Consider the following 18,360-nt stretch of genomic DNA (forward strand, 5'->3'; position numbering starts at 1 on the left):
GATATGTGCACATCCTGTGCCCTTCTTGTGTGCCCTCCCTTGCCGTTCGGGCCGTCGAACCCCGAAGTGAACGGGCGTTTCCCGAGGTTGACAGCCCATACCCGGTGGTAAACGATGTGCGCACGCTGTGGCTCATTCGACCAGTGAGCCCGGTGTCCACGACCACTCACACCCCCGGCGCGAGCCCGGCAGCTTCGCCCTGCCCCGCCCCGCGCCCCGGGTCTCGTACGGCTTTGAACTTCGGTTCGAGGATGGGATCTGCATGTCCATAGCGAGACGTGTCACCATGCGCCGCCTGCTGGGGACGGGCGTCGCCGCTCTTGCGTTGAGCGCGGCCGTTTCCGGTCCGGCCTTCGCCACCGGTACGCCCGGCGGTGACGGCTGGGGCAAGAAGAGCTACGCCCCGGGCCAGGGCGCGGGCACGGCCACCGAGACCGACCGCTGCGAGTTCTCCCTCGACGGCGTGAAGTTCGCCGACTGGGTCAAGCTCGACGAGACGAACCTCAAGCCCGGTGAGGACGGCAAGGCCCACATCGAGGTGCGGGCCGCCTCCGACGCCACGACCTGCACGGTCTCGCTGGCGTCCTACCTGGCCCACGGCCCGACGTTCGCCACCTCCGGCGAGCAGGTCTTCGTCGACTTCGACACGGTCACGGTGCGGCCGGGCGCCACGGACTCCCTCGACATCGCGGTGCCGGACGCGGGCTGCTACGCGCAGATCGACCTCTACCGGGGCAAGGTCAAGTTCGACGGCAAGCTCGACGCCGACGACGGCTTCGAGCACGGCGATGTGCCCAAGGGCCCGGACCGCCCCGTCATCAAGGACAAGCTGATCGCGGCGTGGAACGGCGGCACGAAGGACTGCACGACCGAGGAGCAGCCGCCGGCCGAGGAGAACCCCCCGGCGGAGGAGCAGCCCCCGGCGGAGGAGCAGCCGCCCGCCGAGGAGCAGCCCCCGGCGGAGGAGAACCCGCCGACCGAGGAGAACCCGCCCGCCGACGAACAGCCCCCGGCCGACGAGGAAACCCCGGCGGACCCCACCCCGGACCCCACCCCCTCCGACTCGACCCCGACCGACCCCAAGCCCAACGGCGGCGGCGGTGACCTCGCCGAAACCGGCGGCGGCAACGCCATCCCGCTGGCCCTCGGCGCGGCGGGCCTCCTGGCGGCGGGCGGCGCGATCTTCATCGTGACCCGCCGCAGAAGCACAGGCCGCACGGACGCCTGACACCGCCCGACTCGTGGTGTGCCAGGGGCGGGGCCTCGGAGAGCGCGAATCTCCGGGGCCCCGCCCTTTTCCCCCGCTTTCCCCGCCGTCCTGAGCAAGCTCGGCTCGGTCGTCCTGTCACCAGCGGGCGACGAGCGTCTCCTCCTCACCCCGGTTGCGGTACAGCCAGATGGTCCCGGGTGCGATGGCCCCGGTCAGATAGCCGACGATGGGCTCCCGCTGAGTCGCGCTGTCCAGCTCGCCGAGGAGCTTCAGAGCGTCGGGCAGGGGGAAGAAGGCGGCCTGTTCGATGTCGTCGTCCTGTGGCGCGATGTCCCCCGACCACTCGTCGATCTCGAAGGCGGCAGCCAACGCCGAAGGGTGCCGCTCGGAATCGATGTGCATGAGGAACGCGGTCCGCACCGGATCGCCCACCAGCAGCCCGGTCTCCTCCCGCAGCTCGCGCCGGAGCGCTTCGTGCATGAGCTCGCCGTCCTCGACGCCGCCGCCGGGCAGCGACCAGAGCATCTCACCATCGGCGCCGAGACTCTCCCGCACCAGCAGAATCTCGTCGCCTTGGCGGACGACGCCCATGACCAACTGCACCCGGGGCCTGGGGCCCTTCGCATCCTCCGTCGTCATGCCGTTGACCGTACGACGAGATCTGCCGCCCGTTCATCGGTGAGCAATCCATGACTCCCGCACGTACCCCTCCCCGAGTGCACTCGGTAGGTGAGCGCGAACGGAGAACCGGACGTGTTGAGCAAGGAGCTGACGCGCGGTGCCGCGCTGGCTGTGGTGGTGGCTGTTCTGCCTGTGCTGGCGGGGTGCGGCGGTGGTGGTGACAAGGCCGTGGACAAGGTGGAGGAGGACGAGTCCAGTCCGGTGGCGGCGGTCGTGGCGCCGGCCAAGGTCGAGGTGCTGGCCCGACTCACCGGCTGCGAGGTCAAGATCCGGACCGAGGCGGAGGAGTTGAGGGAGGGCGTCTGCCACACGGCGGCCGGTGACTACCTCATCACCACCTTCCCCGAGGAGGAGCTGAAGCTGACCTGGCTGGAGACCGCCGCCATCTACGGCGGCAAGTACCTCGTCGGCCCCCGCTGGGCCATCTCCGGCAAGGAGGACGTCATCACCCCGATGAAGGAGAAGGTCGGCGGCGAGCTCCAGGACGTCAGCGTCTACAACTCGTAGCCCGTAGGCTGCAGGGCCGCACAACGCGCGAACCCCACTCCGCAGGCAGCGGAGTGGGGTTCGAAGTGGAGCGCCGGGCAGGCCTTGCACCTGCATTTCCCCGCAGGAAGCGGGGCGTCTTTCCTTGGACCACCAACGCATTGAGTGCTTCTCGGAGTTGTTTTCCGGTGAGCGGCTCGTGATCAACTATAAGGGATCTTCGGTGATCCACCAACTCGCCTGCGGAGACTGGGAGAACGGAAGAACGGGAGAACGGGCGGTGGCCCGGAGCGGGATGCTCCGGGCCACCGCGCTGGGGTCGGCTTTCGTCAGTAGCCCACCTGGAACGTCGCGTCCGCGCGCTCCGTCGCCGTCGAGATGGGGTCGATGCGGAGCGCGAAGCCGCTGTGGCGGATGTAGCGGGTCGCGTTGTTGTACGAGCGGAAGGAGGACCAGGTGGAGTCCGCGAGGCCGGCCGTGCGGACGAAGGTCGCGTCGGCGGCGAACGTCGACGTGCCGTCGTTCACGTCGAGACGCAGCTCGTAGCTGTAGTGACGGAGGTAGCGGGTCGGGTAGTTGACCGACTGGAAGGAGACCGCCGAGGAGTCCGCGAGGCCCGGGACCAGCTTCCACTGGGAGTCGGGGTACGGGTCGAAGGGGTACTCGTCGATCCGGCCCACGAAACCGCTGTGGCGGACGTAACGGGCCGGGTAGTTGTACGACTTGAGGCGGTTCCAGGCGGGGGTGCCCCACTTGGCGATCAGGTTGCTGTACTCGGTCGAGGTGATCGGGTGGATGCCGCAGTGCTTGGAGTTGAGCGGCTGGGTGTAGAGCTTCTGGTCGAGGGCCGTCCAGGTGCCGGCGGCGAGGTCGTTCGTCTGCCAGACGTAGAAGACGCCGTTGGGGGTGTAGGTGTCGCCCCAGAGGTACCAGGTGTTCGACGTCAGGGACTTGACCACCGTCGGCGCCTCGGTGCCGCCGTGGGATGCCGCCGTACTGAACGGGGTGAAGCTGCCCGGGGTGAGAGTCGTCGAGCGGGCGCCGACCAGGGTGCCGTTCCGCTTGTAGTAGAGGTAGTTGACGCCGTTCACACCCATGGTGAGGTTGCCGTCGATGACGTCGTAGCCGGGGTCGAAGAAGACCTGCGGGTCGGTCGTCGTGACGAAGTCGGTCGTGTAGCTGACCATGATGACGTTGTGGCCGCTGCTGTTCACCGAGGAGTAGAGGATGCCGTACTGGCCGCGTGAGGCGTCCCAGTAGGCCTCGGGGGCCCAGCTGTGCGTGGTCGTCATGTCGTGCAGCTTCAGCAGGCGGTAGCCGGTGAAGGTGCGCAGGTCGGCGGAGTCCCAGACATGGATGTTGACGCTGGTGCGGGTCCAGTCGGTGCCGCTGAGGTCGGTCGCGATGACGACGAACGTGCCGTCCTGCTTGCGCATCACGAACGGGTCGCGCAGGCCGCCCGCGCCGAGGGTGGGGGTGGCGACGGGGTTGTTCTGGTTCAGCGGGGTCCAGATCAGACCGTCCTGGCTGACGGCGAGGTGGAGGTTGTAGTTCGCCTCCAGCATGGTGTTGGACTCGGTGAAGTAGACCATCGCGTACGCCGAGTCGGCCGCGTGGGCGGTGCCCGCGCCGAGGGTCAGTACGCCGGTCGCGGCGAGCGGGGCGGTGGCGGCGGCGCCCAGGAAGAGCCGACGGGAGAGGCCGCGGCCCTCGGCGGAGGGGAGGTTCTCGTGTCTCATATCTGGCTCCACTTCTGGTTGTTCTGGCCGTTGCAGGACCACAGGACGAGCTTGGTGCCGTTGGCGGTGGCGGCCCCGTACGCGTCGAGGCAGAGCCCGGCGTTGACGTTGGTGAAGGTGCCGTCGGCGCCCACGTTCCACTGCTGGTTGGTGCCGCCGTGGCAGTCCCAGATGACGACGCGGGTGCCGTTGCTGGTGCCGGCGTCCCAGGCGTCCAGGCACTTGTTGCCGTAGACCACCAGCTCCTTGCGGGTGCTGTCGTACTGCCACGCCTGGTTCTGGCCGCCGTTGCAGTCCCACAGCTGGGCGTCGGTGCCGTTGGTGATGGTGTTGTCGTTGATGTCGGCGCAGCGGCCGGACCCGGTGCCCTTGATCAGGGTGCCGTTCTTGCCGGGCAGCGGGCGTACGACGATGCCTTCGAGGGTGGGGGCGCCGGAGAAGGAGACGGTGTTGGCGCTGCCCGCGCTCAGCGAGACGTTGACGGAGATGTTGCCGGGGGTCGAACCGGTCGGCGGGAAGGTGACCTTGGTGGGGTTCTGGCTGCCGTTGACGGTGAGGGTGCCGACGACGGGCGCGGAGGTGTTGTTGGTGTAGGAGACGTCGACCGTCTTCAGACCGGTCGAGCCGGCGACCACACCGGAGAAGCTCGCCGTGCCGTTGTAGGTACTCGCCGACTGCTCGGTGCCGCCGGTGACCGTGAGGATCACCGAGCTGCCCGCCGGGACGCTGGTGGTGTAACTCGTGCCGGTGGTGGCCACGTTCTGGCGGGCCCACAGGTCACGGACGGTCGCGGAGGCGTTGGTCAGACCGAGGTCGGACCAGCGGACGGTCATGTTCTGGGTGGTGGAGGTGCGGTTGAGCAGGACGACCGCGCGGTTGCCGCTGCCGGAGAGGACCTTGCCGTAGACCTGCAGGCCCCTGGTGTCCTCGGCGACCTTGACGCCCTGGAGGCCGCGCGGGTCCTGGTCGACCGCGATGACCTCGGGGTTGGTGAGGGTGGTCCGGGTCTCGGCGGTCATCGTGGTGAGGTCGAGACCGGCGAGGAGCGGGGCGCCGGAGATGGCCCACAGGTTCAGGTGGGAGCGGCTCTGGGCGGCGGTGAGGCCGTTCATGCCGACGACCATCATGTCGGGGTCGTTGTAGGAGCCGGTGTGCTGGGCCGTGGGGTGGATGTTGCGGTCGAAGGCGGTCAGGACGTTCGCGTACGACGGGGTGCCGCCGTGGAAGTAGATGTCGGTGTTGGTCCGCCAGATGCGGCCCATGCCGGGGGCCCAGTTCCAGGGGTTGGAGTAGCCCCAGTTGCAGATCGAGAGGCTGAGCGGGCGGCCGGTGGTCTCGGTGGCGGCGGTCACGGCGTCGCTGATCGCCTGGTACGTCGTCTTCGGGTCGAGGCCCTCGGCGTCGCCGCCGCACCAGTCGACCTTCACGTAGTCGAAGCCCCACCGGGAGAACTGGGTCATGTCCTGCTCGTAGTGGCCCTCACTGCCACTGCCGGGCGCGGCGGGCCGGCCGGTCGGGAAGTAGTAGCCGCAGCCGTCCTTCCCGGCGTCCGTGTAGATCCCGGCCTTGAGCCCCTTGCTGTGGATGTAGTCGGCGATGGCCTGCATACCGCCCGGCCACTCGGCCTCGTCGACCGTGATGTTGCCCGCGCTGTCGCGAGTGCCCTGCCACCAGCCCTCGTCGATGTTGATGTACTCGTACCCGGCCTCCGGCAGGCCCGCCGCGACGAACGCGTCGACCTGCTCCTTGATGACCTCGTAGTTCACGACGGCCGCGAACGCGTTCCAGGAGGCCCAGCCCATGGGGGCCTCGGTGACGGGGATTTGACGGTCGGTCACGGCGACGGGGGAGGCGTCGGCGAGGGCGGACTCGGCGCCCTGGGCCCGGCTCGGGTCCTGACCGGCCTGGCCCTGGCCCGGCTGGGCGAAGAGGAGGGCGGCGGTCGCGGCGGTGGCCAGCGCCAGGGCCCGTACGGCCGCCGATGTGCAACGGCCTCTGAGGCTCGGCGACCTGGGTGGGGAAGTGGGGGACATGCGGCTCCTACGGATATCCGGGGGTCGATATCTCGAACAAGGATCGGCTCACCGAACGTATCGGCGGGCCGAAACTAGAGCCGCGCGGGGCGGAAGTCAACGGATGTGACAGAGGTGGTTTCTGGCAGCGCCACGACGCCGAACCCCTGGGCGGGCTCGGCGCCGTGGGCAGGATCGGTACGCGGCGACGGCCCCGCCTCGCAGTGAGGAGAGGCCGTCGCCTGGAACCGTCGCCCGAAACGGTCGCCTGGAGCCGTCGCCTGAGAACAGCGCCCTCTACTCCGTGGCCGTGGGCCGCCGCGAAGTCGGCATCGCCTCGTCCACGTCCGTCAGCGGCCGCAGCCGGTAGCTGTACGCGTAGTCCCGGCTCGCGAAGAGTTTGTACTCGTCGTGGGTGTGGGCGCCCCAGCTGTTGTCGCCGCCGATGCCCATCTGGCGGTGGTTGACGCGGAGGACGACGGAGTCGCGGGGAGTGAGTTGGTAGTCGTGGCGGACGCCGGCCGAGAGGTCCTCGGGGGTGAAGTGCGAGGCGTTGAACTCCAACAGGGTGCCCGGCTCGGCGGAGACCAGCAGGCCCGAGCCGTTCCGGCCCGTCAGCGCCAGCCAGCGGACGTCCGTCTTGTTGCCGTTCTCCTGGGGGCGGATGTACGGGGTCCACTGCTCGGCGACCGTCCCCGAGTACACACCCACATCCGTGCCGTCGTTGCGGTCCCAGTGGTTCTCCTCCGGGCCCCGGCCGTAGTAGTGGAGGCGGTCCAGACGGCCGGGGAGGAAGAGCATGCCGCCGACCTCCGGGATGTACGGCAGCGAGGCCGCGCCCGGGTGGAGGGTCTGGTCGACCTTGATCTCGCCGTTGCCGAAGACCGTGTAGATGGTCGTGTACGACGACTCCGTGGTCGTCGGCAGCGTGCCCTTGACCGTGATGATCACGGCTCGGTCGTCCGACGCCCGTACCTCCACGCCCGTCACGCTCCGGCGCGCGCCCGCGTCCCGCCATGTCTGGTTGCGGATGTGCTGGCCGTTGCCGTTGTCGTTGTCGGTGGGGGCCCGCCAGAAGTTCGGCACCGGGCCGGAGTCGACCAGACGCGTGCCGTCGACCTCGTACGACGTGAGGGTGCCGGTCTTCTTGTCCACGGTGACCGAGAAGCCGTCCGTGCCCTCGCCGCCCTCACCCCTGACGGTGACCTCCTCCTCGCCGTCCTCGTACGACAGCGGCGGCACGCTCGTCAGCGGGACGGGGGTCACCGCCGGGCCGCCGATGTCCAGGGGGAGCTGCTGCCGGGCGATCTCGAAGCCGGCCTTCGCCCACGGGGTGCGTTCCTTGGTGGTGAAGGAGAGGCGCAGGAAGTACTCGGCGTCCGGGGAGGCGGGCAGCCGGAGGGGGACCGTGATGTCCTTGGAGGACAGCGGGGGCACGTCGAGCTGGGCTCGGGTGAGCCTGCCCCGGCGGACCACCTCGCCGTCCGCCACCAGCTCCCAACTCCCGTCGAACTCACGGAGGTTGGTGAAGAGGTATTCGTTGGTGAGGGTGATCGCGCCGGGGGCGGCCCCCGACCCGGCCGTGACGTTGATCGCCTGGTAGATCCGCTTGACCTCGGCGGCCTTCCCGGTGTGGCCCCGGTCGGCGAGGACGATGCCGTCGGCGACGAAGGCCCCGTCGTTGGGGTGGTCGCCCCAGTCGCCGCCGTACGCGAAGAAGGTCTTGTCGTACGGCTTACGGGGTTTGCGCTCCTCGAAGCCGACGGTGGCCGAGTCGAACCAGAAGCGGACACCGTCGTCGGATGCCTTACGGCCGTCGTCGGAGGCCAGTTCGGCGGCGGTGAGGGCGCGGGCGTACACCCGCGCCCGGCGTATCGTTCCGCTGAACTCGCGGGTCGGGTTGTCGGTGTCCGTACCGAGGGCGAGCGGGGCGGTGTTGACGGAGGGGCGGCGGGTGGTCGTCCGGGTGGCCCTGGCCTCGCCGTCGACGTAGAGGGTGAGGGTGCCGGAGCCGGCGTCGAAGACACCGGCGATGTGGTGCTCGGCGCCGGTCCAGCCGTCGGCCGGGACGGCCCAACTGGCCGAGATCCACTGCCCACCGCCGTAGATGAAGAACTCGACGCTCTTGTTGGTCTGCTTCAGCGCGTACTGGGTGTCGCCCTTGGCGAGGATCGGCTGGTGGAAGCCGGTGTGGTGCGGGGTGACCCACGCTTCGAGGGTGAGTGAGCCGGTGAGGTCGAGGGAGGCGTCGCGGGCGAAGACGGTCGCGTAGGTGACGCCCTTGTCGCGGGTGAAGGTGCCCGCGGGGTTGACGAGTTCACCGCGCAGCGCGTTCGGACCGGACTCGGTGAACAGCTTCCGCGTCGGGGTCGGGGTGCTCACCGACTGGTCGGCGAAGTCCCAGATCCAGCCGCCCTGCAGGACGTCGTAACGCCGTATGAGATCCCAGTACTTCGTGAAGTTCCCGGTCGAGTTCCCCATGGAGTGCGAGTACTCGATCATCACATACGGCCGGGTGTCGGCGGTGTCCTTCGCCCGCTGCTCGACCCGCGACGGACTGTCGTACATCTCCGAGCGGATATCGCTGATCGTCGGCCGGTCGTCGCCCTCGTACTGGACGACGCGGGTCGTGTCGTACGACTTGATCCAGTCCCGCATGTTGACGAAGGTGCTGCCGCCGCCGGCCTCGTTGCCGAGGGACCAGATGACGACCGAGGCGTGGTTCTTGTCGCGGTGGACCATGTTCTGGGCGCGGGCGACACAGGCGGTGGACCAGTCGGCGTTGTTGCCGGGGAAGCGGTCGCGGATGCCGTGGGTTTCGAGGTTCGTCTCGTCGACGAGATAGAGGCCGTACTCGTCCGCCAGTTCGTACCAGAGCGGGTTGTTGGGGTAGTGGGAGGTGCGGACGGTGTTCATGTTCATCCGCTTGATGATCCCGATGTCCTTCACCAGGTCCGCGCGGGTGAGGGCCATGCCCCGGTCCGGGTGCATCTCGTGGCGGTTGGTGCCCCGGAGGGAGATGGGCTGCCCGTTGATCCGCATGAGCGCGCCCCCCTCCCCTTCCTTGAGGGCGAATTCGCGGAGGCCGACGCGGTGGGAGAGCGTCTCGACGACCTTGCCGCGCGGGTCGCGCAGCTGGAGGACGGCGGTGTAGAGGTACGGGTGCTCGGCGGACCAGAGGGCCGGGGAGGGCACGGCCCTGCTCGCCTGTACGGTCACGTCCTCGCCGGGGGCGGTGATGGTGACCGGCTGGTGGAGGGGGCGGGACCAGACCGGGTGCCCCCGGTCGTCGTAGAGCTGGGTCTCGACGGAGTACGAGCCGTCACCGGCATCCTCGCCGTACCCGCGCACGCTCGCGGTGACGGACAGCTCGGCGGTCGTGTAGTCGTCGCCGAGCGGGGTGTCCAGCTTGAAGTCGCGGAGGTGGACGGTGGGGGTGGAGTACAGGTAGACCGAGCGGAAGATTCCGCTCAGCCGGATCATGTCCTGGTCCTCCAGCCAGTCGCCGTCGGAGTAGCGGTACACCTCGACGGCGAGGTGGTTGGTGCGGCCCGGCCTGAGGTGCGCGGTGATGTCGTACTCGGCGGGGGTGTACGAGTCCTCGGAGTAGCCGACGAGTTCCCCGTTGACCCATACGTAGTGCGCGGACTTGACGCCCTCGAAGTGGAGGAAGGTGCGGCGGCCGGACCAGTCGCGGGGGACGGTGAAGGTACGGCGGTACTGGCCGACGGGGTTGTAGGCGGTCGGGGCGTTGGGCGGCTGGACGTCCTCGCCCGTCCCGTTCTTCCCGTTCGGGCCCCACCAGGGGTAGGTGATGTTGACGTAGATCGGGAAGTCGTAGCCGTGCAGCTGCCAGTTGGCGGGGACCGGGATGGTGTCCCAGTCGCTGTCGTCGACGTCCGTGCCGTAGAAGTCGGGGTCGCGGTCGTCGGGGCGGTCCGCGTAGGCGAACTTCCACTGGCCGTCGAGGCTCAGGCGGTACGGGGAGTCGGTGCGGTCGGCCTTGAGCGCCTGTCTGACGTCGGCGTACGGCATGAGGGTGGTGTGGGGCGGTTCGGTGCCGACCCGGAAGAGGGCGATGTCGCCGTTCCACTCGGGGGTGCCTGCGGCTGCCGCCGTCGCCGTCGCCGTCGAGGTGCGGGGGGCCGCGTACGCGTCACCGCCGGGGAGGGCCAGGGCGCCGAGGAGGGCGGCGCCGCCCTCCAGGAGCCGGCGGCGGCTGACGGGGGTGGGGCGGGGGGCCGGGGCCTGGTGCGGCTGCGCCTGCGGCTGGGGCTGGGGGTGGGGCATGGAACCGGGGCCTTCCTCGGGACGACGGGGGCGGGTGCGCGTACAGAGGGAGCGTCGGAAGCTGTCCGATGATGTTGAAAATCCCGGCTCACCCTAGGACTTCGAACAGAAGGGGAGCAATGAATCTGTCGGACTTTGTGTGGTCCTGGGGGAGGGGACGGGTGGGGGTGGGGGCCGTGCGGGTGGGTGCCGGGTGGTGTCGCGGGGTGGGGCGGGGGCGGGCCCGGGGGGCCGTCGTTACGGTGCGCGCATGGTCGCGGGTGTCGTACTGGCGTTGTGTGCCGCGTTGTGCATGGGTACGGCGACGGTGTTGCAGGCGCTGGGGGCGCGGCGGGCGGCGACGGCCGAAGGGGAACTGGGCCGGGGGCGGGTCGTGGCGCGGGCGCTGCGGGGGTGGCCGTTTCTCGCGGGGGCCGGGCTGGACACGCTGGGGTTCGCGGCGCAGGTGGGGGCGTTGCAGTTGGTCCCGCTGTTCCTGGTGGAGGCGGCGGTGGCCGGGTCGCTGGCGGTGACGGCGGTGGTGGGGACGGCGGTACTGGGGCTGAGGCTGCGGTGGTTGGAATGGTGCGCGGTGGCTGTCGTATGCCTGGGCCTGGCGACGCTGGCGGTGTCCTCCGGGCATGACGGGCCGGGGCACGGTGACCTGGCGTTGCGGGTGGCGATGCTGGGGGTGGCGGTGGCCGTCGTGGGAGGCGGGTGGGTCCTGGGCGGACGGCTGCGGCGGGGCCGGGCGGTCGCGTTGGGCGCCGCGTCCGGCCTGAGCTTCGGCCTGACAGCGATCGCCGTACGCCTGCTCCCCGACGCGACGCTCCCGGCGCTGTTCACCAACCCCGCCGCGTACGTGGTGGTCATCGCCGGCCTCGGCGGCTACCTCCTCCTGGTCCAGGCCCTCCAGTCCGGCTCGGTCCCGGCGGCCACGGCGGCGATGGTGATCTGCGAGACGGTGTGGCCGGGCGTGTTCGGGGTGGTGTGGCTGGGGGATTCGACGCGGGAGGGGTATGAGGGGTGGGCCGCGGCCGGATTTGTGTGGTGCGTGGCGGGGGCGGTGGGGTTGGGGCGGTTCGGGGAGGCGGAGGGGCGTCGACGGGCGGGGGGTCGGGCTCGGTCAAGGGGCCGACCTCGGCCGGGGGGACGACGTCGGCCGGAGGGTCGACCTCGGCCGGGGATTCGACTTCGGCCGAGGGCTCGACGTCGACCGGGGATTCGACTTCGACCGATGGGCGGACGCGAGGGTAACTCCCCTTGCCCGCAAGGGCATTCCGCGATGGCCTTTGCCGTTTCCTGGCAACCTCTTCGGATTCAAGCGACTCTCACTTGCCGAATCCCTCTTCCCGTTCCACTCCACCGTGAGAATCAGAGGCCCTTGATGAACCGTTCGACCGCCCGTCGTGCCCTGCGTTTCGTCGGTGTCACCGGCGCCGCGCTGGCGGCCACCCTCGCGACCTCCCTCCCCGCCCACGCCATCAACCGGGTGGAACCCTGCGTATACGGTGAGTTCCTCTCCTTCGAGGCCGAAGGCAACGATCCCTGCTTCGCCAACGCCGGCACCGTCAACGTCGCCATTTACGGCGTGGGCTGGATGAACACCGGCAACAACGAGGTGAGCTTCAAGTTCCGCACGGTCCTGGGCGGCCCCCAGTGGGACTCGGGCCGCCTCCCCAAGTACTACGCCTTCGACCTGGGCCTCGCGTCGGGTTCCCCCACGGGCAAGGTCCACAAGATCGAGCAGATCACTATTTACTGAGGGGGGAGGCGGCGGACATTGTCAGCTGTGGAGCTGTGGAGCTGTGGAGCTGTGGAGCTGTGGAGCGGTGAAGCGCTGGCGCCGTGAGGCCGGTCCGCGTTCTCGGACCGGCCGTCAGCGGGTGAGCACGTCATCACGACATCCTCGGCGCGGCGATCTCCGCACTCAGTCCCGATACCCGGCGGTCCCGGCTCAGCGTCGGTCTGTGGCACGCGGATGCCCCGTGCCCGCGAAGATGATCCAGCAGGTATGCCGGGCCGTGTCGAGGAGATACCAGACGCGGCCGCCGCCGGTCACCTGCGATCTGCCACTGCTCGCAGGTCTGTCCGCGATGGGTGCCATGCGCGAGACCGCCCTTGAGACGGTGGTGCCGGGGTGTCTCGGTGGTCGGCCGGGGGGCGGTGCGCATGGTGAGCCAGGCACGGTAGGTGTTCTCGCGGGCCTGCTGGGCGAGGTTCTCCCAGCCCTTGGCCGAGGCCGCGTCGGCGAAGCGGACTTCCCAGCGGCCGTCCGGTGCCGGGGGCGCGGCGCGGTCGCCGCGGCCCGCGGTCATGCGACGTCCCGAGGATCGGGTACCGGGCCGTAGTCTTCGTCGTGATCCCGGGTCAGTGCGGCCAGCAGTTCGGGGTCGGAGTGGACCTCGGCGGTGTGCTGCCAGGCGACGAGCAGCTGAGCGACAGAGGCGCTGTTGCCGAGCGAGTCGGCGGCGCGCATGGTGTCGACCAGTTCGACGGCGAAGGCGTGGAGATCGGGCTCGGGCAGGAAGCGGACCCACGGGAACGCGTCCGGCAGTATGTCGAGGAGCAACTCCGTGCTGCCGGGCTCCCTGCGCGCCATCGCGGCCAGCATCCGGGTGGCGGCCGACACGACCGTCTGGTCCTGCTCGGCCCGCGCCGCGGTGGTCAGGACCAGATCCTCGCCGTCTCTGCGATGCAGAAGCAGCCTCGGCGATTCCTTGAGACGGGCAAGCGTCTGCTTGTTCCTGTTCACCAGCTCGGAGAAGTTCATTTCTTGTGCGCTTCCTGCGGGCAGCCATGAGCCGACGACGACGGCCCCGGGGGCCTCCCGTTCCCTCCGGGGGTGTCGGAACTTGTAGTTCGTGATCATGGCTTTACGAATACAACTGTCAGCTGAGCGCCTTTTCAATGGCCTCGAAGATGTCCGCGTCCGTCTCCTGCTGCCAGGACGGGAGGTCGGGCCAGTCCGCCACATAGCCCGGCTTCGGGTCGTCGAAGTGCCTGTACATCTGGGCGGTCCAGCAGATGGCGACGAACCGGCTCTTCTGCTCACGGGACAGCCGCGCCGTGCTCCCGCCACTGATCTCGACGAACTGGCGGACCTGCTCGTACACGGCCCCGGCCGCCTCCCGTTCCCACTGGGGTGTGTCGTCCCAGGGGGTCACGTAACCGGCCTTCGGCTCACCGGGGAAGTGCCGACGCACCCCCGCGATCCAGGCCTCACGGAACAGCCGTGCACCTTCGGTCTGCGACATGCCAACCTCTTTCGGCTCTCTATTCTTCGTGGCTTCGACGCGACAGCGTGCCGTCACGCGAAGAGGAGAGTCGGCTCAGCGAGGATGTCGCGCCCCAGTTCGCTCTTGTAGATCAGGTCGATGCTGCCGAAGCGGGCTTCGTCGTAGTCCAGCCCGAGTGCCGCCACCGCGTCCCTGACGGACTCCTCGGACGAACCCTCGATCTCCAGGAAGGTGGGCAGCTCCGGCCAGGTGTCGAAGTCGTAGGCAACGCCCTCCAGTTGCCACTCTTCACGGTAGTTCTGCTGGAAGCGGACCTGTCGCAGGCCGAGGGCCGTGAGCAGTTCCGCTGTCTTGTCCAGGTCGTCGACCTCGATCTCGATCTCGGTGGTCCCGTTGATGTGTGTGGCATCGACGACCTGCTTCAAGGTGAGCGTGGTCTTGCCGCCCTCGTCCCGCAGTCGAAGCCACTGCTCCCCTCGCACGGCGTCGTTCTCGAAGATCAGACGGGTGAACATGGTCTTGGGGAAGACCTGCTGAGCACCGGCGGCACGCAGCGCGCCAATGGTGGCCTCCACGTCGATCTCCAGGAACTTGGCTTCGTACTCGTTCTGCGCCACGGTTCTCCTTCGTGTTCCGGGTCTACGCGCTGAGGGTGTGGAAAGACGGACCCCTTCCAGAGATTTGTCGCCGTCTGCCAGCGCCTCCGCCTTGTCGAACGACAAGGCGGTCAACGTGAGAATGCGGAGGGATTCGCGGCGGATCATCTCTTCGGCGTCTCCCGCCCTCGGGGGGTGGCTGGACTTCTGGCCTGCGGATTTCGATCAACTCTGCTGAAACAGGCACCCGCACGGAGACAGAGGCGGAGAGCCTGTCACGGAGCGAGTAGTTGGACTTTGATCGCGAGTGCGCCGAGCGCTTCCTTCTCGGGCGGGTAGATCGTACGGATATTGGCGAGCTGCTCCTCGCGGGTCGCCGTCGGGTTGACGTTGGCAGGGCCCTCGCCGTCGAGCAGGGCCTCGAAGTCTGGGTACTCGGTGACCTGTCGTACGTTCACGTCGCATGTCTCGTCCGTCCCCTTGATCCGGAACCGGATCACATCACCCGTGGCGAGATCGGCGAGGTGTGGGTATTTGACCCGTACCTCGATTGTCTTCTGTCCGGCGGCGACCAGGTCGAAGTAGCGCCGGTAGAGGTTCAGTTCGCGGACGCGAGCGGGGACGGTGTCCGTCATGGGGTGGGAACGCTCCTGGTTGCTGGTGCGGTCATCATCCGGGCGAGTTCGCCGGCGGAGTACGAGCGGAAGAAGTGGCGGGGGTCGGACAGGACGACCTCGGCCATGTCGAGGAGTCGGTCGACGTACTCGGATGCAGATCCGGGCCACTTCCGAGTGTCAAGCATCCAAGGTGCCGCACCCTCGGGCAAGTTGGCGTGTCCTTCCCGAATGAGGGACTTGGACAGTTTGGCGCCGGTGTCGCTGACGATCTGTGGGCAGAACAACCGGGCGGGCAGCTGCCCGCAGGTGAGGCCGACAGCCTGTAAGGCGCCGTCGACGAGCTGAGAGCCGAACACCCAGTCGCCTCCCTTCACCATGACGTACAGGGTGCCGCGCATGCCCGTGACAGCGAGTTCTTTGACCATGTTCCGGTACAGGGTGGCGAGGTCGAGGTACCCACCGCCATCCGGGCCGATGATGATTTCGTACTCGCCGTGATGCAGGCACACGGCCGAGATGATCGCGCGGTCTGCGTCGGCGTCCTGTACGTGAGTGCGCTGGGCGTACTTCTCGGCCCACCCACAGCCGGGACGCGGACACGGCACACGGAGGTGCGGCACACCCGAGGACGGCGCGAGCCACCATCGGGCAGCTTCCATGCGCGGCAGTACACGCAGCCACGTACGGCGGAAGTGTTCACCGGCCTGCTGTTGGCTGTAGGTCTCGACGAAGTACGGAACGTGGAGTCGCTCGGACAGGTCGTTGAACAGGGGGCGGTACAGCGCGTTGACCTGGTCGATGATGCCCTGCTCGCCGAGGGCGTGCACGTACGCCCGTTGGTAGTGGTGTCCGCTCTCGTGGTCGCCGACGATGGCGTACGGCGCGTTGTCGAGGGCACCGAACTGGACCTCAGTGGGTACGCCGAACTTGTCCCGGAGACGTGTCGCCGTGGCGAACGTGAGGGACTGCACCAGAGAGGTACCGATGTGTGGGGCCCCGTTGATCTGTGTTCCCACGACGAACACGATCCGTTCAGGCGCGGCGTCGACGACTCGGGGCGTGAGCACGTCCTCGGCGTGGCTGAGCGCGTTGGCGAGGACCGTGTTTGGCGATACGGGGTAAGTAGTCACCCTGTCTTCCCCTCGTGAGTTGGGCAGGACTGCGCGGCAGTGCGGTGGGTGAGCTCTGACCGGGAGGGGCCGAGCGCCTTGTACGCTCGGCCCCAGCGGGTCGACCCGGGGTCCAATCCACCTCGGGGCGGCCCGTCCGTCGTGGTCGGGTCAGAAGCGGCACTGGGCGCAGGTGATCGCCCAGAACAATTCGTCGCTGTCGTAGTCGGCGCGTAGGTGCGCGTCGGCCACGGCGGTCACCGTGGAGACGAATCCAGGGCCCGGTGGGGTTGTCGAGGCTTGGCGCGGTCACGGTGCTTTCACCTCTGCCCACACGACTTTGCCGAACAGAGCGTCGTCGACCCCCCACTCGTGGCACAGAGCGTCAAGGATGACCAGGCCGCGCCCTCGGTCGCGGTGGCTGGAAGCGGGGTGGATTTGAGGGCGGCGTCTCACGGGGTCTTGTACCTCCACTCGGGTGTGGGCGTCGCCGGTGTCGAGCGTGACTCGGAGAGAGTCGCCGGGCTCGGTGCCGTACCGGATCGAGTTGGTGACCATCTCGCACGTCACCAGGACGACCGTGTCGACGTAGTCCTCGGACGCGTCCGGCGCGTGGTAGCCCATGAACTCGCGCACGAACTCGCGTGCGACATAGGCCGACTTGGGCTCGCCTTCCAGTAACAGAATGGGCGGCGGGCCGACGGGAGGTTCGCAGCAGACGGGGGCGGTATCCCGCTGTCGTTCGATCATGCGTCTTCCCTCACGGGTGGACTGTCCCGATCCGGTTGGTGGATCGGATGGTTCCTTCGACCAGGCAACACGCGTGACCCAGGCCGGGGTACCGTCGTAGGGGGTGGCAAAGGGTGTCACTTCCGCTACCCCCCGTCGTGGAAGGGTCCGGGGATGAAGGCACCAAACGACAAGCTCGCGCAGTGGTTGGATCGATCGGGGATGAGCCGCAAGGAGTTGGCGCGGCGCCTGAAATCCAAGGCGGTCCAGTGGAACCAGCCGCACATCTCGCCAGACGCGTCACGCATCCGCCACTGGCTCGAAGGCGATACACCGCGCGATCCGGTGCCGGACATTCTGGCGGGCGTGTTCTCGGACCACTTCGGATTTCGGGTCACAACATACGATCTCGGGCTCGGTGACAGCGGGTCGGCCGATGTCGCACTCGTGTACAACTCCTCGTACACAACTACGGTGGAAGTCGTCGCAGACCTGGGGAGAGCTGACGTGGACCGACGAAAGTTCCTTGCAGGCGCACCGTTCGCGGCCGTCGCGGGGATCGGGCCCTCGCGTGACTGGCTGTTGAATACACTCGATCAGGCACCCCGACCCGGCCCGCGGGTACGCATTGAGGACGTGACCGCGGTCAAGAACATGTTCACGACCTTCCAGCGCATGGACATCTTCCAGGGCGGGGGTTCGGGGCGGCTGGTGCTGGCCGAATACATGAACCAGCATGTGTACCCGCTGCTGCGCCGCGCCCACGGCGACGACGTACGGTACGTGCTCTGCGAGGCGGCGGCGGAACAGACGTACCTGCTCGGGTGGATGGCCTACGACAACGGCGAACACAGCGTCGCTCAGCGCTACTTGATCCAGTCCTTGCGCCTCGCCGAGGAATCCCGAAACCCGGCGCTCGGCGCACACGTGCTCGCGGGGATGGCCGACCAAGCGACGCTGCTCGGCAATCCGGCCGAGGGACGCCGACTGGCACAGGCCGGCCGCCAAGGGCTGGCGAAGGCCACGTCGCCTGCGTGCCTGGCCGACCTGTGGTGCCTTGAGGCGCGCGCGCTCGCGCTGCTCGGTGAGAAGTCCGCGGCAGCGCACGCCGTCGTCCAGTCGGAACGGGCGTACGAGAACGTCGACCTCGCCGACGAACCGGACTGGGCGGCGTTCATCGACCCCGCGTACCTGCACGGAGAACACGCGAACACCTTCCGCGACCTGGGCGAACCCGAGGCGGCCGAGGAACACGCCCGCCGGTCCATCAACCACGCGCACATGCAGAAGCGGGCCCGCCGAGGCGCGATGTCGCAGGCCGCGCTCGCCGTGTCCCACTTGCAACGGCGTGACCTTGAGGCCGCGTACTCTGCGGGTATCCGCACGCTCAAACTGACAGGACAGGTGAAGTCGTCGCGGGCCGTCGAGGCGGTACAGGACCTGCAGAAGCGCATGCAGCCGTTCGGGCGGCATCGGCTTGTGGCGGATTTCAGCGAACGGGCTCGTGAGTTGGTGGCCGCGGCGTAGGGACGGGAACGCACCGGGCCGCTCTCGGACCGGACGACAGCAGGGGACGACAACGTGAACCTGGGCCGGGAGCAACAGTAGGACGGTACAACCGGCAGGATCAGGGAGAGGGCGAGCGGCCCTTGAGCGACCACCTTGACCTGCGG

15 protein-coding genes are annotated in these 18,360 nt (G+C 68.6%); 4 read left to right on the top strand and 11 right to left on the bottom strand.

The annotated features are described in order from the left end of the window. The first annotated feature begins 262 nt into the window (after window positions 1-262). Window positions 263-1,228, top strand: coding sequence for a hypothetical protein (locus ACWD4G_RS12300; RefSeq protein WP_451292607.1), 966 nt, complete (start codon window positions 263-265; stop codon window positions 1,226-1,228). Window positions 1,229-1,345: 117 nt separating this feature from the next. Here the strand turns inward: ACWD4G_RS12300 and ACWD4G_RS12305 are convergent, their stop codons facing one another. Then, window positions 1,346-1,849: an NUDIX hydrolase gene (locus ACWD4G_RS12305; RefSeq protein ID WP_451292608.1), complete on the bottom strand. Its 504-nt coding sequence runs from the start codon at window positions 1,847-1,849 to the stop codon at window positions 1,346-1,348. A 90-nt stretch (window positions 1,850-1,939) separates the two neighbouring features. On the opposite strand from ACWD4G_RS12305, the gene ACWD4G_RS12310 reads away from it, so the two are divergent. Further along, window positions 1,940-2,398, top strand: coding sequence for a hypothetical protein (locus ACWD4G_RS12310; RefSeq protein WP_451292609.1), 459 nt, complete (start codon window positions 1,940-1,942; stop codon window positions 2,396-2,398). A gap of 308 nt (window positions 2,399-2,706) precedes the next feature. On the opposite strand, the gene ACWD4G_RS12315 is transcribed toward ACWD4G_RS12310, so the two are convergent. The 3 genes from ACWD4G_RS12315 to ACWD4G_RS12325 all read right to left on the bottom strand — a co-directional run bounded on the left by ACWD4G_RS12315 (window position 2,707) and on the right by ACWD4G_RS12325 (window position 10,418). After that, entirely contained in the window at window positions 2,707-4,116 is a 1,410-nt protein-coding gene (locus tag ACWD4G_RS12315) for a glycoside hydrolase family 43 protein (RefSeq protein WP_451292610.1), read from the bottom strand. After that, complete coding sequence (locus ACWD4G_RS12320) at window positions 4,113-6,149, bottom strand: ricin-type beta-trefoil lectin domain protein (protein WP_451292611.1); 2,037 nt, start codon at window positions 6,147-6,149, stop codon at window positions 4,113-4,115. Before ACWD4G_RS12320 ends, ACWD4G_RS12315 begins: the two co-directional genes overlap by 4 nt. 276 nt (window positions 6,150-6,425) lie before the next feature. Beyond that, window positions 6,426-10,418, bottom strand: a complete 3,993-nt coding sequence (locus ACWD4G_RS12325; protein WP_451292612.1) for a glycoside hydrolase family 2 TIM barrel-domain containing protein — start codon at window positions 10,416-10,418, stop codon at window positions 6,426-6,428. A gap of 250 nt (window positions 10,419-10,668) precedes the next feature. Here ACWD4G_RS12325 and ACWD4G_RS12330 point away from each other — a divergent pair, with 250 nt between their 5' ends. Next, the gene (locus ACWD4G_RS12330; RefSeq protein ID WP_451292613.1) at window positions 10,669-12,162 is read left to right on the top strand and encodes a beta/gamma crystallin domain-containing protein; all 1,494 of its coding nucleotides are present in this window, start codon (window positions 10,669-10,671) and stop codon (window positions 12,160-12,162) included. A 133-nt stretch (window positions 12,163-12,295) separates the two neighbouring features. Here ACWD4G_RS12330 and ACWD4G_RS12335 read toward each other — a convergent pair whose 3' ends face one another. The 7 genes from ACWD4G_RS12335 to ACWD4G_RS12365 all read right to left on the bottom strand — a co-directional run bounded on the left by ACWD4G_RS12335 (window position 12,296) and on the right by ACWD4G_RS12365 (window position 16,708). Next, a complete protein-coding gene (locus ACWD4G_RS12335) occupies window positions 12,296-12,715 on the bottom strand; it encodes a hypothetical protein (RefSeq protein ID WP_451292614.1) in 420 nt (139 codons plus the stop codon). After that, window positions 12,712-13,170, bottom strand: a complete 459-nt coding sequence (locus ACWD4G_RS12340; RefSeq protein ID WP_451292657.1) for a hypothetical protein — start codon at window positions 13,168-13,170, stop codon at window positions 12,712-12,714. Before ACWD4G_RS12340 ends, ACWD4G_RS12335 begins: the two co-directional genes overlap by 4 nt. A 118-nt stretch (window positions 13,171-13,288) precedes the next feature. Further along, window positions 13,289-13,654: a hypothetical protein gene (locus ACWD4G_RS12345; RefSeq protein ID WP_451292615.1), complete on the bottom strand. Its 366-nt coding sequence runs from the start codon at window positions 13,652-13,654 to the stop codon at window positions 13,289-13,291. A gap of 53 nt (window positions 13,655-13,707) precedes the next feature. Continuing rightward, window positions 13,708-14,253 carry a class IV adenylate cyclase gene (locus tag ACWD4G_RS12350; RefSeq protein ID WP_451292616.1) on the bottom strand — a complete coding sequence of 182 codons (546 nt, stop codon included), beginning with the start codon at window positions 14,251-14,253 and terminating at the stop codon, window positions 13,708-13,710. Window positions 14,254-14,507: 254 nt separating this feature from the next. Continuing rightward, window positions 14,508-14,867, bottom strand: a complete 360-nt coding sequence (locus ACWD4G_RS12355) for an ASCH domain-containing protein (RefSeq protein WP_451292617.1) — start codon at window positions 14,865-14,867, stop codon at window positions 14,508-14,510. Continuing rightward, window positions 14,864-15,979 (bottom strand): hypothetical protein, encoded by a 1,116-nt coding sequence (locus tag ACWD4G_RS12360; protein ID WP_451292618.1) that lies wholly within the window; start codon window positions 15,977-15,979, stop codon window positions 14,864-14,866. Before ACWD4G_RS12360 ends, ACWD4G_RS12355 begins: the two co-directional genes overlap by 4 nt. A 288-nt stretch (window positions 15,980-16,267) precedes the next feature. Beyond that, complete coding sequence (locus ACWD4G_RS12365) at window positions 16,268-16,708, bottom strand: ATP-binding protein (protein ID WP_451292619.1); 441 nt, start codon at window positions 16,706-16,708, stop codon at window positions 16,268-16,270. 153 nt (window positions 16,709-16,861) lie between these two features. Here ACWD4G_RS12365 and ACWD4G_RS12370 point away from each other — a divergent pair, with 153 nt between their 5' ends. Beyond that, on the top strand, window positions 16,862-18,214 hold the full coding sequence (locus ACWD4G_RS12370; RefSeq protein WP_451292620.1) for a transcriptional regulator: 1,353 nt from the start codon (window positions 16,862-16,864) through the stop codon (window positions 18,212-18,214). The last annotated feature ends 146 nt before the right edge of the window (window positions 18,215-18,360 follow it).

Source organism: Streptomyces sp. NPDC002643 (assembly GCF_053592555.1).

What these genes read in the sequence shown, in the direction of transcription:
- ACWD4G_RS12300 (WP_451292607.1), top strand. Translation starts at nt 263, where the DNA reads ATGTCCATAGCGAGACGTGTCACCATGCGCCGCCTGCTGGGGACGGGC.
- ACWD4G_RS12305 (WP_451292608.1), bottom strand. Translation starts at nt 1,849, where the DNA reads ATGACGACGGAGGATGCGAAGGGCCCCAGGCCCCGGGTGCAGTTGGTC.
- ACWD4G_RS12315 (WP_451292610.1), bottom strand. Translation starts at nt 4,116, where the DNA reads ATGAGACACGAGAACCTCCCCTCCGCCGAGGGCCGCGGCCTCTCCCGT.
- ACWD4G_RS12320 (WP_451292611.1), bottom strand. Translation starts at nt 6,149, where the DNA reads ATGTCCCCCACTTCCCCACCCAGGTCGCCGAGCCTCAGAGGCCGTTGC.
- ACWD4G_RS12325 (WP_451292612.1), bottom strand. Translation starts at nt 10,418, where the DNA reads ATGCCCCACCCCCAGCCCCAGCCGCAGGCGCAGCCGCACCAGGCCCCG.
- ACWD4G_RS12330 (WP_451292613.1), top strand. Translation starts at nt 10,669, where the DNA reads ATGGTCGCGGGTGTCGTACTGGCGTTGTGTGCCGCGTTGTGCATGGGT.
- ACWD4G_RS12335 (WP_451292614.1), bottom strand. Translation starts at nt 12,715, where the DNA reads ATGACCGCGGGCCGCGGCGACCGCGCCGCGCCCCCGGCACCGGACGGC.
- ACWD4G_RS12340 (WP_451292657.1), bottom strand. Translation starts at nt 13,170, where the DNA reads ATGAACTTCTCCGAGCTGGTGAACAGGAACAAGCAGACGCTTGCCCGT.
- ACWD4G_RS12345 (WP_451292615.1), bottom strand. Translation starts at nt 13,654, where the DNA reads ATGTCGCAGACCGAAGGTGCACGGCTGTTCCGTGAGGCCTGGATCGCG.
- ACWD4G_RS12355 (WP_451292617.1), bottom strand. Translation starts at nt 14,867, where the DNA reads ATGACGGACACCGTCCCCGCTCGCGTCCGCGAACTGAACCTCTACCGG.
- ACWD4G_RS12365 (WP_451292619.1), bottom strand. Translation starts at nt 16,708, where the DNA reads ATGATCGAACGACAGCGGGATACCGCCCCCGTCTGCTGCGAACCTCCC.
- ACWD4G_RS12370 (WP_451292620.1), top strand. Translation starts at nt 16,862, where the DNA reads ATGAAGGCACCAAACGACAAGCTCGCGCAGTGGTTGGATCGATCGGGG.